General features: G+C 31.4%; 15 protein-coding genes and 1 pseudogene. 1 reads left to right on the plus strand and 15 read right to left on the minus strand.

The annotated features are described in order from the left end of the window. From BLV79_RS07335 to pyrB, 11 genes and pseudogenes are all read right to left on the minus strand, one after another. Positions 1-205: pseudogene (locus BLV79_RS07335) on the minus strand (IS110 family transposase); the annotation flags it as partial. 197 nt (positions 206-402) lie between these two features. After that, complete coding sequence (gene fmt, locus BLV79_RS07340) at positions 403-1,338, minus strand: methionyl-tRNA formyltransferase (protein WP_074717609.1); 936 nt, start codon at positions 1,336-1,338, stop codon at positions 403-405. A 6-nt stretch (positions 1,339-1,344) separates the two neighbouring features. Beyond that, on the minus strand, positions 1,345-1,833 hold the full coding sequence (gene def, locus BLV79_RS07345; protein ID WP_074717611.1) for a peptide deformylase: 489 nt from the start codon (positions 1,831-1,833) through the stop codon (positions 1,345-1,347). 13 nt (positions 1,834-1,846) lie between these two features. Beyond that, positions 1,847-4,078: a replication restart helicase PriA gene (gene priA, locus BLV79_RS07350; protein ID WP_074717613.1), complete on the minus strand. Its 2,232-nt coding sequence runs from the start codon at positions 4,076-4,078 to the stop codon at positions 1,847-1,849. A gap of 225 nt (positions 4,079-4,303) precedes the next feature. Further along, on the minus strand, positions 4,304-4,681 hold the full coding sequence (locus BLV79_RS07355; RefSeq protein ID WP_074717615.1) for a desulfoferrodoxin family protein: 378 nt from the start codon (positions 4,679-4,681) through the stop codon (positions 4,304-4,306). 28 nt (positions 4,682-4,709) lie between these two features. Continuing rightward, entirely contained in the window at positions 4,710-5,348 is a 639-nt protein-coding gene (gene rbr / locus BLV79_RS07360) for a rubrerythrin (RefSeq protein ID WP_074717617.1), read from the minus strand. Positions 5,349-5,376: 28 nt separating this feature from the next. After that, positions 5,377-5,880, minus strand: coding sequence for a hypothetical protein (locus BLV79_RS07365; protein WP_074717619.1), 504 nt, complete (start codon positions 5,878-5,880; stop codon positions 5,377-5,379). A gap of 207 nt (positions 5,881-6,087) precedes the next feature. Then, positions 6,088-6,297, minus strand: coding sequence for a hypothetical protein (locus BLV79_RS07370; protein ID WP_074717621.1), 210 nt, complete (start codon positions 6,295-6,297; stop codon positions 6,088-6,090). 75 nt (positions 6,298-6,372) lie between these two features. Next, positions 6,373-6,996, minus strand: coding sequence for a precorrin-2 dehydrogenase/sirohydrochlorin ferrochelatase family protein (locus tag BLV79_RS07375; protein ID WP_074717623.1), 624 nt, complete (start codon positions 6,994-6,996; stop codon positions 6,373-6,375). A gap of 4 nt (positions 6,997-7,000) precedes the next feature. Further along, positions 7,001-7,441, minus strand: a complete 441-nt coding sequence (locus BLV79_RS07380) for an aspartate carbamoyltransferase regulatory subunit (protein ID WP_074717625.1) — start codon at positions 7,439-7,441, stop codon at positions 7,001-7,003. Positions 7,442-7,471: 30 nt separating this feature from the next. Further along, positions 7,472-8,401 (minus strand): aspartate carbamoyltransferase, encoded by a 930-nt coding sequence (gene pyrB / locus BLV79_RS07385; protein WP_074717626.1) that lies wholly within the window; start codon positions 8,399-8,401, stop codon positions 7,472-7,474. A gap of 213 nt (positions 8,402-8,614) precedes the next feature. Here pyrB and BLV79_RS07390 point away from each other — a divergent pair, with 213 nt between their 5' ends. Then, complete coding sequence (locus tag BLV79_RS07390; protein ID WP_074717628.1) at positions 8,615-9,034, plus strand: PH domain-containing protein; 420 nt, start codon at positions 8,615-8,617, stop codon at positions 9,032-9,034. Between the two features lie 48 nt (positions 9,035-9,082). On the opposite strand, the gene BLV79_RS07395 is transcribed toward BLV79_RS07390, so the two are convergent. The 4 genes from BLV79_RS07395 to gatA all read right to left on the minus strand — a co-directional run bounded on the left by BLV79_RS07395 (position 9,083) and on the right by gatA (position 13,480). Next, a complete protein-coding gene (locus BLV79_RS07395) occupies positions 9,083-9,424 on the minus strand; it encodes a hypothetical protein (protein WP_074717630.1) in 342 nt (113 codons plus the stop codon). 174 nt (positions 9,425-9,598) lie between these two features. Then, positions 9,599-10,417: a DUF5685 family protein gene (locus BLV79_RS07400; protein ID WP_074717632.1), complete on the minus strand. Its 819-nt coding sequence runs from the start codon at positions 10,415-10,417 to the stop codon at positions 9,599-9,601. Positions 10,418-10,557: 140 nt separating this feature from the next. Next, positions 10,558-11,991, minus strand: coding sequence for an Asp-tRNA(Asn)/Glu-tRNA(Gln) amidotransferase subunit GatB (gatB, locus tag BLV79_RS07405; RefSeq protein WP_074717633.1), 1,434 nt, complete (start codon positions 11,989-11,991; stop codon positions 10,558-10,560). 22 nt (positions 11,992-12,013) lie between these two features. After that, complete coding sequence (gene gatA, locus BLV79_RS07410) at positions 12,014-13,480, minus strand: Asp-tRNA(Asn)/Glu-tRNA(Gln) amidotransferase subunit GatA (protein WP_074717634.1); 1,467 nt, start codon at positions 13,478-13,480, stop codon at positions 12,014-12,016. Positions 13,481-13,500: the final 20 nt, after the last annotated feature.

Below are 13,500 nucleotides of genomic sequence, written 5' to 3' on the forward strand. Positions count from 1 at the left end.
ATCCAAGACATCCTGCTTCATATCCACAAACAAATGTAACTTCTCCATCATATCTGGAGCGAACCTGCTCCATGTATTTAAGAACAAGTTTATAATCTGATGGTATTGTCTGCTTATATTCAACCTTATCTGTTTCGTAACTGTAACAACAAAGTGTGTACTGTTCCTTATGGACATCCATCCCAACATAAACTATACTATTCATATGTGACCTCCTATTGTATGCGGTAATCCCTGTTACCTGATATTGTTTTTTTCAATTAATATCTTACAGGTAAATCCACGAATCTACAATTGTGAGGTCACTTCATATTGTCTCCATAAATTAGTGACGTGCACCACTGCACACTAAAAATGCTAAAATGAAATTTCTAACATTTTAGCATTCTTTATAAATTAAAACTAAATCCTTTTTAAAAATGTTCCTTCTTTTACATCATAACCGCGAAGGAATGATGCTGTATCCATTCTTTTTTTGCCTTGTAACTGAACTTCTTGTAAAGCTAATACTCCGTCTCCAGTTTGCACTTTAATGGTATCTTTTGTTACTTCTATAATACAACCTGGTTCATACTCATTGGCTGATTCTTCAACCTGAGCTTTCCAGATTTTAAATGTTTTCTGGTCTAAAAGAGTATACGCACTAGGCCATGGATTTAAACCTCTTATTAATCTTTCGATTTCAATCGCTGATTTATCCCAGTTGATATTTCCTAAATCTTTTTTAATCATTGAAGTATGTGTTGCAGCTTCATTATCCTGTGGTGTAAACACTGCTTTTCCATCTTCTATGATATCCATTGTTTCTATTAATAAATCTGCTCCGACATTTGCAAGCTTATCAAATAAACTTCCACCTGTCTCGTCTTCAGCTAATCTAATCTCTCTTTTAGTTATTATGTCACCTGTATCAAGTCCTTCACCCATTTTCATAATAGTAACGCCTGATACCTCATCTCCATTAATAACTGCCCATTGAATTGGAGCAGCTCCTCTATATTTAGGTAATAATGAAGCATGAACATTAATACAGCAGTATTTTGGCATATCTAATATACTTTTTGGTAAAATCTGACCAAATGCAGCAACTACGATAATGTCAGGGGAATATTTAGCTATATATTCAACACACTCTGTTTCTTTTACTCTACGTGGTTGAAAAACCTCAATATTGTGAGCAAGCGCACATTCTTTTACAGGTGGGTAGCATAAATTCTTACCCCTTCCCTTGGGTTTATCTGGTTGTGTGACAACTAAAGCAACTTCATGTCCTTTTTCTATTATTTTTTCTAAACATGGTACAGCAAAATCTGGTGTACCCATAAAAACTACTCTCATTAGAAATTAGTCCTCCAAATCTTCATATTCGCCATATTCAACACTCTTTAAACTTCCTTCTACTTTCTCTGTATAAAGGTGTCCATCTAAATGATCTAATTCATGGCAAATACATCTTGCTAATAATTCTGTTCCTTCGATTTCGCATAAATTCATTTCTTCATCATAGAATTGTGCTTTTACGTAGTTAGGTCTTGTAACACAGCCTGCTTTTCCTGGAACGCTAAGGCAACCCTCATCACCTGTTTGTGATCCACTTTGTTCTACGATTACTGGGTTAATCATTGCAAGAGCGCCACTATCTCCTGTATCAATAACTACGATTCTTTTTAAAATACCAACCTGTGGTGCCGCAAGTCCTACACCATTTGCTTCATACATTGTATCAAACATATCTGAAATCAATTCAGTAATTCTAGGTGTTATTTCTTTTACTTCTCTACATTTTTTGTTAAGGACTGGATCTCCTTCTGTTCTAATTGTTCTAAGTGCCATTACTTTTTCCTCCTTAAAATCCACTAACTGGGTTAAAATCAAATTGAATTATTGCTCGAGAAAACTCTTTGTTATCTCTTGCATATTTTTCTATATAATCTTTTAAAAAAATTAAATTATCATAATATTTTGCTCTTATATATATAACCTTCCTATATGTATCATTTATTTTTGAAATTGATGCATCAGTAGGTCCAATTATCTGAATATTCTCCATTCCAACTATTTTACCATGAAGAATATTTGAAATACTTTCAGAAACTTTTTCGGAAACTTTTTCGTTTTTTGAAGAGCACATTACAACTAACATGTTCCAAATAGGTGGATACCTCATTAAGTTCCTATATGAAATCTCCTTTTCATAGAATTCTTCGTAGTTTTGTTGACTCGCCAATTTAACTGCATAATGGTCAGGTTCATACGTTTGAATTATTACATTTCCAAGTTCTTCGCCTCGTCCTGCTCGTCCTGCTGCTTGTGTCAAAAGTTGAAATGTCTTCTCTGCACCACGAAAATCACTTGAGTTTAATGATAAATCAGCTGCTAAGACTCCAACTAACGTAACATTTGGAAAATCGTGCCCTTTTACAATCATTTGTGTTCCAATTAAAATATCAGCTTCTTGATTTGAAAATGCTGATAATATTTTTTCATAACTATCTTTTCTACGAGTTGTATCAAAATCCATTCTTAAAACTCGCGCCGATGGAAAACGTTTTTTTACCATCTCTTCAATTTTCTGCGTTCCAGCACGAAATCCTGCAATATATTTTGATGAGCAACTTGGACAAACTCTAGGCATCGGAATTGTGTATCCGCAATAGTGACACATGAGCTTTCCGTTGCCATGTTGACTAAGTGAAACATCACAATGTGGACATTTAATAACCTCTCCACAAGAACGACATGACACAAAACCTGCTAAACCTCGTCTGTTGATAAAAAGCATTATCTGTTGTTTTTTTCTTAAACGATCTTCTATCAAGTATTGTAATTTATAACTTAAAATTGAGCGGTTACCTACTTTTAATTCTTGCCTCAAATCGATAATTTCACATGTTGGCAAAGGTTTTTCAGCGACACGTTTATTTAATTCAACTAACTTAAATTCACCTTTTTGAGCTTTGTAATAACTCTCAATCGATGGTGTTGCAGAACCTAACACCACAACTGCATTATTCTTTTTGGCACGATAAATTGCCACTTCTCTAGTATGATATTTCGGAATAGTTTCATTTTTATATGAACTTTCGTGTTCCTCATCAATTATAATTATACCCAAATTATTGAACGGTGTAAAAAGCGCTGAACGTGGACCTATCATTATTGAAATGTCTCCGTTTTTAGCTCTTTCAAACTGATCATATCTCTCACCTGGTGAAAGCTTGGAATTCATAACAGAAACTTTATCGTTAAACCTGTTATAAAAACGCATAACCGTTTGGTAAGTAAGTGCTATCTCAGGAATCAAAACGATTGCCTGTTTGCCTTTTTTTATTATATGGTCAATAAGTTCCATATAAACTTCTGTCTTCCCGCTTCCAGTAACACCCTTCAATAAATATGTCTTATGAATGTCTTTAATAATACTTTGTTGAATTGTATCCACAACTTTTTGCTGATCCTCATTTAAAACAAGATTATAACCTTTTGCTTTAAGCTTGCTTACCGGATTACGATATGTTGTTAATTCATCAATTCTTATAAAACCATTTTCGACAAAACCTTTTATAACAGTTGTTGAAACATTTAATTTTCTTGTAACAATCGTCTGCTCTATCTGTTGATGCTCTATCAACTCTTTTAACAGACGCGCCTTTGCGGTATAATGCTTTTTTTCAAAAATTGATAACTGTTCAAGAGCATATTGTTTATCTATTGTAAGCACTAAAATCTTTTTAATTATATGATTCTGCTTTTGTTTGACTGGTATAACAGTCTTTAAAGCTTGATTAAATGTTCCACCGTAATTTCTTTTTATCCATGATGCAAGGGAAATCAATTGACTTTCTATTCCTATAGCATCTTGCACAACGCCTGCAATCGGTTTAAGTTTAGTAAAATCATATTCTGCCTCATCTGTAGTTTCTATGACATATCCCGTGATAAATCTAGGTCCAAATGGAATCTTAACCTGCATTCCTATTTCAATCGCATTCTCTAATTCCTTTGGAATAATATATTGAAATGTCTTATCTAATTTTTCATGGGAAATATCCACTATAACGTTAGCAAACTTAGACATGTACTCACCTTTAACCTTATTTTATATATACTTATTTACAGTACATGTTATTATATATCATAATTGGTTTTCATTCAAGCTGGCAAAATGACTCCATTTGTTTTTTTTAGTTTTTTATATATTATATACTGATTAATACACGGTATTTTTTCTATTCAAACATCAAAAATGCTGTACACCAATCTCCCTGATGTACAGCATACATTTTTTATAATTATTTTTCGACTAAACCTCTGTCTTCCATAAACCATGAAGGTTGCAATATTCATATATAGCTGTTACTTTTTCGCCATCAGCTATAATAAACTCTGCTTCTGGTTTATCCCCTGGATTTAGATTCTTTTTCTGGTAACCATTTGTTGTTTCTAGAATGATAAACTGGATATAATGCTCTGGCAACATTGGATGTTCAACATCCCCCACCTTTACAGTGATTTTATTTTCGTCAAAAATAGGCACTGGTAAATGTTTTTCTTTTGCAGCATCAACAGTATTTGCAACAATTTCTTTCATTTCTTCGCCACAACATACTGGCTTGCCAGCCACCTTATCTGTCAAGAATGTTATAAAATTTCCACATAAATTACATTTGTAAAAAATCATATCTTTCCTCCCTTTGTTAAAAAACTTGTTAATAATTCTCTTGGTGTACTTCAAAATATGCCTGAGGATGCTTACAAACCGGACAAACTTCCGGAGCCTCTGTTCCAATTACTACATGCCCACAATTTCGACACTCCCAGACTTTAACTTCACTCTTTTTAAATACTTCCTCCATTTCTACATTGTTCAACAATTTACGGTATCTTTCTTCATGCATTTTTTCAATTTTTGCAACACCTCTAAACTGTTCTGCAAGGTCATGAAATCCTTCTTCATCCGCTTCTTTAGCCATTCTGTCGTACATATCTGTCCATTCATAATTTTCGCCATTAGCAGCCTCTTCAAGATTTTCTTCTGTATCTCCTAATAAGCCTAGTGCTTTAAACCATAGTTTTGCATGCTCTTTTTCATTATCAGCAGTTTTTAAAAACAGTGCTGCAATTTGCTCATATCCTTGTTTTTTTGCAACTGAAGCAAAATAAGTATACTTATTTCTAGCCTGTGACTCTCCGGCAAAAGCCTCTAAAAGATTTTTTTCCGTTTTAGTTCCTGCATACTTGTTTTCCTTTACTAATTTAAATACATTTTTTTGTTTACACTTTGGACACTCTTCTGGTGGATTACTTCCTTCATGTACGTATCCACAAACCTCACAAACATATTTCATTTACTTACCTCCTTAATAATAAATTAATTCAAAACATATTCATTTCTTTAAATCTTCTTTGTCTATTTAATTCATTTGTTACTAAATAGCTTTCAATTTTACTTATTTCTTTTTCTGTAAAAAAATTCAACGCTGTTCTTTGTGTATTATATTCTATATAATATCTTTTTATTGGAATCAATCCTAAAAACATAAAAACTTTTTCCTTAAACTTAACTGTCGAATTAATAGGATAATTTTTTTCTTTTTTTCTACTTATTTTTAAACTGTCGTACTTTACTCTTATATAAATATTGTCAATTTCAATTTCTGTGTCTAAACGATGCATCAAAAAATACACAATTGGTAAAGCTATTAGAATATTAAGATAATAGCACAGCCACACCACTTGTTCGGAAATTTTTCCATACATTTTCACATATATTTCTTCAAGAAAAACATACTTTATTACCAAGACTAATAAAACTGTAAAAAATATAAAAAAAGCGCTTCGCCTTGCAAAATTTCCTCTAAATTTTTTGCATCTTGCCACTGGCATACCTCCTTATAGTGCTTACTCCTTTTCAATATTTTTATAACCATAACTGTTGTTTATATATATTTCATTCTATATCGGCTTTTTTTTATAAAAAATAACGTTTTTCAGGACATACTCCACCTAAAAAACGTTACATTTTATCATTTTAATATTTTTCAATTTCCAAAAAACACAATTTTCCACAATATTTGATAGTCTTCTTTAGAAATATTCTTTTTTCACTTCATCTAGCCAATCAATTGCAAGATATCCACGCGTCAGCAATTCTTCACAAATAAAATGCTGATCATGCTTATCATCATATGGCACTTCAAACAAAAATGGTGTATCTAAAGGATACAAACACACCTCATTATCTAAAAACTGAACATTCTTAATCATGAAAATCATTCCGCCAATTAATACTCTCATATTTTTCCCTCCATTACAGATAACGCTAATCTTATGTATTAGATATCGGCAACTGCTACGGAATATTGAATACTCTTACAATTCTTTTTCGTTAATATGCTCGATAACACTTCCAACCTGATCCATTGTCGGTTTGCGTTTTAGAATGAGTGTAGCTTCTAACAAATCCTCATAAACCATAACACGTCTTTGTGGATCTGGTACGCATTTATCAACTTGTCTTTTGATGCTGGCAAAGAACTCATTAACCTCTCCTAAAAATGAATCAACCACTTCAGTGTTTTGAAGTTTCATATACTTATCCACTACAGGGCATTTTCCACTACTTGAAAAAGCAGCAACTACATCTCTTTGTTTTATATACTCAGAGAATAAAAAAGTGCTCTCCTCTTTGTTATCTAAAACATTTACATGTATTCCAAGTTGTTTACATATTTCTGAAATCATTGTATTTTCTCCACTGTCCTCTGAAGCAGCCACTACAATAAATTGGCCTTCTACATCGGATTCCTGAAATTTTCTTTCAATACAAGTCACTCCAGAAACTTCTTTGATATCCTCTACAATTTTAGGTGCAATAACTGTAATCTGTGCGCCAAAATCAAAAAGAGCTGCAACTTTTTCAAACGCTCTTTGTCCTCCTCCGACAACTAAACATTTTTTCTTGCTAATTTCTACAAATAATGGAAAATATGCCATATAGCTACCTCCTACGCTTTGGATTTATATATTTCTCCTCACAATATTTACATCTATAAACTTCTTTTTCTGGATCTGATAATATAAAAATATGATCTAATTCCTGTTCTATAGAAGTAATACATCTTGGATTTTTACATTTTATTACATTTTTCACCTGTTTTGGCAAACGTAATTCCATCTTCTCAACTATTTTATCGAGCTTTATTACGTTAACCGTTATATTATGATCGATAAAACCTAAAATATCTAAATCTAATGCTTCAATCGGACACTCAACTTTAATAATATCCTTTTTACCCATCTTGTTACTTTTTGCATTTTTTATTATTGCAACTGTACAATCTAATTCATCTAATTTCAAATCATGATAAATTCTCATGCTCATTCCCGCCTGAATATGATCTAGTACAAAACCTTCATGAATACCACTAATATTTAACATACTATTTCCTTCCTTTGCTTTTATCGATTTTTAATACTCAAACTTTTTATCTAGTTCTAATAATGTCAAAATCAAAGCCATTCTTACATAAACTCCATACTGAGCCTGTTTAAAATAACATGCTCTTGGGTCATCATCTACTTCAACTGCTATCTCATTTACTCTTGGTAATGGATGTAAAATTAACATATCGTCTTTAGCTTCTGCTAATTTCTGCTTATTTAAAACATAGAAATCTTTCAAACGAATATAATCTTCTTCATTGAAAAATCTTTCTTTTTGAACTCTTGTCATGTAAAGTACATCAAGTTCAGACATAGCATCTTCTAATCTTTCAACTTCTTCAAATTCAATGTTATTTGCTTTTAATACATCTTCTCTGATATAATCTGGAACTTTTAATTCTTCTGGTGAAATTAAAACGAATTTAACATTATTGTAACGAATTAATGCATTAATTAAAGAATGAACTGTTCTTCCGAACTTAAGATCTCCACATAAACCAATTGTAAGATTACCTAAATGGCCTTTTAAAGAACGAATTGTTAATAAATCAGTTAAAGTCTGTGTCGGATGTTGATGACCACCATCACCGGCATTTATAACGGGTATTTTTGATTTCTCTGAAGCAACTAATGGTGCTCCCTCTTTTGGATGACGCATAGCACAAATATCTGCATAACACGAAATAATACGAATTGTATCTGAAACACTCTCACCTTTTGCAGCTGATGATGAATTAGCACTTGAAAACCCTAAAACAGAACCGCCAAGATTTAACATTGCAGCTTCAAAACTTAATCGTGTTCTTGTACTTGGCTCATAAAAACATGTTGCAAGTTTCTTTCCCTCACATGCATGAGCATATTTCTCTGGTTGCTTCTCAATATCGTTAGCTAAATCTAAAAGTCTATCAATCTCGCTAACTGAAAAATCTAAAGGACTCATTAAATGTCGCATTGTATGCCTCCTAAATATTAAATATAAACTCCAAGCAAAGCTTGCATTTCAATTTATATTATACTAACCCCTAGAAAAATTCAAGTATTATTTATAAAAAAAACTTGCTTTTTTTTATTTTTAACTTAAAATAATTATTAGATACTTATTAGATAATTCTAAATTTTTTCTAAAGAATGTATTTAAAATGACTCAAATGAAGGAGGTAAACCTATGGAAATCAAAAATTCATTCGCAGATTCAAGTTCAAATGAGGATACAATTATGTTCAAAGAACGTAAACGAATTCTTTTCTTCGGACTTCCTTGGACATTTACAAAATATACAATTACACCCTCTGTTTTAACAATTGACAAGGGTTTTCTTAATACTATTGAAGATGATTGTTATATGTACAAAATACAAGATGTTAAATTATCAACATCCTTACTAGAAAGACTTTGTGGTGTTGCAACAGTAATCTGTTATACTGGAGATGTTACTGATCCAATACTTAAAATATCTCACATCAGACATGCTAAAGATGTTAAAAATTACATTTTAAAAGCTTCTGAACAGGCTAGAAGCAGAAGACGCACACTTAATACAATTGATATTGGTACACATGATATATCTGATTCGGATTTTGATTAGACTATATAATTTACACATCATTCTAAAAAAGGAGTATAAAGTCCCTCCTTAATGAGTTTCTTTATACTCCTTTATAGCTGTAAAGATTCCTTCCGGAATATCTACTTCTCTTTCTAAGAACTGGTACTCTTTTTTACCATCTTCAGAAAGTGTACACGTAAAAAATCTATGATTTTGTTTTGCTTTATTTTCTTCACAATCGAGCAAAACTTTTATTCTTCTTTTTTTATTTAATTCCTTTTTGAATTTTTCTTCATCTTTAATTTCATCTAAAATAGCAAAAATATCTTCCTCTTCTCGATTAATTTCTAGAAGACCAATTGCCAAATACTCCCATCTTTGATTAATTAGCCTCTTCAAAAAATAAACTGTCCTCTCACTATCTACCATATCCCTGGCCCTTCCTTTCTACATTTTAATACTTAAAATTAACACTTAAAGTATATATCCTGTAAAAAATATTTCTCCTCTTCAGCGTAAAATGACACACCATCCTTACACTCATTCTATTAATCGGATTATATATAATAAATCTAAATAGAATATAATAAAAAAATAAAATTTTTATTCCTGCAAAAAACCTGTAAATAACACATTTTCTATGATTTCATTGTGCATAAAAATCGGAAGATTTTCATATATTCTGCTACATTCTTGTACCAAAGAATTAATAAAAATCTTACAGACACTTCCAAAATCTTCTTTATTTTTTGCATTTTCTCTATAACTAACTAATGGATTATATAATTTCTTTTTTATATCGCTTTCATAATCAATATAAGCGTCCATTATATAAATTAACTTACCTAGATAATACCCAAACGTTTTTAAATCTTCGTAGTATTTATCTTGTTGCCATGCAAAAATTTCTCCAACCATTTCGCCCACAGTTTGGGAAACTAATTCAATATTATCTACATTGTTTTTTTCATAAATCGATAACTGAAGTAGATTTTTCTCTATTGCTTTGATTTGCCTTGGATACTTTTCAATTATTTTTTTATATTCGTTTTTTAGGCAATCACAAAACACTTTCTTACATAGACACTTTTCATCTCTCCAATCGTCTAAATAATTATGATACGCCAAAACAATATTCATATCAGCCACATATTCTGTCGTTTTTCCACGAAAAATCAATCTATTTTTTTCTTTTTTACTTTGTAAGAAACCAACAGAACCAAATTTTTCTTTTTTTATTCTGGTATCATACATTCCTTCGAGCAAAACTATTAAAAATGTCATGTCAGAGCGAAAGACTAATTTATGTCTCAAGCCTAATTTATCATGTAATTCTTTAATAATTCCGTAATAATATGCTTCATATATATCTTTTTCTTTTTTTGATAAATTACAGGTATTTACGTTAATATATCCAAACATTTCTTTTCTCTTTCTGTAAAAAAAATCTTGTGCAAAGTTTAAGTCTCTACACAAGATTCATTTTATAATTCACAGCATACATCGTCAATACATATGAAGTTTTTTAATAAAAGTTTAATATTTGAACTGAATATTATTATTTATTGTAATTTTTCTGTTAATATTTGGTTAACTTTTCCAGGATTTGCTTTGCCTTGCATAGCCTTCATTGTCTGACCAACCAAGAAACCAATAGCCTTCTTTTTACCTGCTTTATAGTCTTCAACAGATTTTGGATTTGCAGAAATAACTTCTTCAATAACTTTCTCTAATTCACCATCATCATTTACAACCATTAAGTTGTTTTCTTTAATGTAAACCTCTGGATCTACGTTGTTTTCAAAAATTTCACCAAACACTTGTTTAGATACTGTACTATTTACAACTCCTGAATCCACTAACTCTATAAGTTTTGCAAAATTTTCTGGTGAAAAACTTATATCGCTATCATCCATTTCTTTTTCTTTTAATAAACGAAGTAACTCTCCTAAAATAAAGTTTACAACTCTCTTTGGTTTATTACAAATTGCTGTTGTTTCTTCAAACAAATCAGCTAAATGTTTTGATTCTGTTATTAAAGAGGCATCATATTCTGAAATATCATAATCTTTTTTATAACGCTCGAGTTTTTCTTCTCTAAGTTCTGGTTGATTATCCTTTACTTTTTGAATCCATTCATCTGGAATACAAATTGGTGGAAGATCTGGATCTGGGAAGTATCTATAATCTTTGGCATCTTCTTTTGATCTCATTGATTTAGAACTTTCTTTATTATCATCCCATCTTCTAGTTTCCTGAATAACTTCTCTATTCATTTCTAAAAGTTCAATCTGTCTTTCAGTTTCTCCTTCAATGGCATGTGAAATTGCCTTGAAAGAGTTTAAGTTTTTCATTTCTGTTCTTGTTCCAAATTCCTTTTGTCCTATTTTTCTAACAGAAATATTTACATCCGCTCTCATTGATCCTTCATTTAATTTACAATCTGATGCACCTAGATACTGAATTGTTTGACGAAGTTTTTCCAGATATGCAATTACTTCATCAGCACTTCTCATATCTGGTTCCGAAACAATTTCAATAAGTGGCACACCTGAACGGTTATAATCAACAATTGAAACGTCTTCCCACTCATCATGTACTAGCTTTCCAGCATCTTCTTCCATATGGATTTCATGAATTCCAATTTCTTTTTTTACACCGCCAACTTCAATTTCAACTTTACCATTACGACAAATTGGTAAATATAATTGTGAAATCTGATAGTTCTGAGGATTATCTGGATAAAAATAATTTTTTCTATCAAATTTTGAATATTTAGTTATCTCACAATTTGTTGCAATTCCGACTGCCATTGCATATTCTACTACTTTTTTATTTAAAATTGGGAGAGCTCCTGGCATACCTGTACAAATCGGACAAGTATGAGTATTTGGAGCACCACCAAAATCTGTTTTACATCCACAAAAGATTTTTGTTTTTGTAGCTAATTCCACATGGACCTCTAATCCAATCACTGTCTCATATTCTCTGCTCATCGGCTTCTTCCTTTCTAACTCCCTATACTAAAGAAAAATCTAGTACAAAATTCTCTGCAAGTTCTTTTTCTAATGTTTGTCCTGCTGCAATCATTTTATTTTCTTCAAAACAATTTGCAATAAACTGAACACCTATTGGCATTTTATTTTTATCTAATGCACATGGAAGTGAAATTGCAGGCAAACCAGCCAAATTTACTGAAATTGTATAAATATCACTTAAATACATCTTTAATGGATCTTTTAAACTTTCTCCAATTGTTGGAGCCGTTGTTGGAGCAACTGGTCCTAAGATTAAATCATATTTTTCAAATGCCTTATCATAAGCTTCTTTAATCAATCTTTTTACCTTTAAAGCTTTCAAATAATATGCGTCATAATATCCTGAACTTAAAACAAATGATCCTAACATGATTCTACGTTTTACTTCATCTCCAAAACCTTCTGAACGTGATTTTTTATACATTTCATGCAAACCTTCATACTCTTTTGAACGATATCCATATTTTACGCCATCGAATCTTGCCAAGTTTGAACTTGCTTCTGCACAAGCGATAATATAATATGCTGGAATTGCATAATCTACTAAATCAAGTGAAAATTCTTCTACTTTTGCACCTTTATCCTTCATTATCTGAGCAGCTTTTAAAACAGCTTCTTTTACTTCATCATCAATTCCTTTTTCAAGATACTCTTTAGGAATTCCAATTCTCATTCCTTTTACATCTTTATCTAAAGCAGATGTAAAATCGTATTTATCACGTTTCATTGATGTAGAATCAAATCTATCATATGATGAAATAGTTTCTAAAATTGTAGCACAATCTGCGACATTTCTTGCAACAGGTCCAATCTGATCTAAAGATGAACCGTATGCAATTAAGCCGTATCTTGATACAGTTCCATATGTAGGTTTAATTCCTGTAACGCCACAATACGAGCTTGGCTGTCTAATTGATCCACCTGTATCTGATCCTAAACCGCAGCTAACTTGTCCGCTTGCTACTACAGCACAAGTTCCACCTGATGAACCACCTGGAACTTTTGTTAAATCCCATGGATTTCTTGTTGTAGCAAATGCTGATGTTTCTGATGTTGATCCCATTGCGAACTCATCCATATTAGTTTTACCAACAATAATAGCTCCGGCTTCTTTTAAATTTTTTACAGCTGTTGCATCAAATGTTGGGACAAAATTATATAAAATCTTTGAAGCACATGTTGTTTTTATACCTTTTGTATCAATATTATCCTTAATAGCGATTGGAACACCAGCAAGTGGTCCAGTTAATTCACCTTTTTCGATTCCTTTTTGAATTATCTGAGCCTGTTTTCTTGCTTCATCTTCATCTACTGTAATAAATCCTTTAACTTTTTCATCTTTTTCTTTAATTTGTTGTATTGTTTGTTCTAAAACTTCAACAGCACTAATTTGTCTGTCTTTAATCATTTTAGAAATTTCGACTGCTGTTTTATTTTTTATACTCATATTTTCCTTCCTATCCTTCT

Origin of the sequence: Lachnobacterium bovis DSM 14045, assembly GCF_900107245.1 — a bacterium.
Taxonomy (GTDB): Bacteria; Bacillota; Clostridia; order Lachnospirales; family Lachnospiraceae; genus Roseburia; species Roseburia bovis.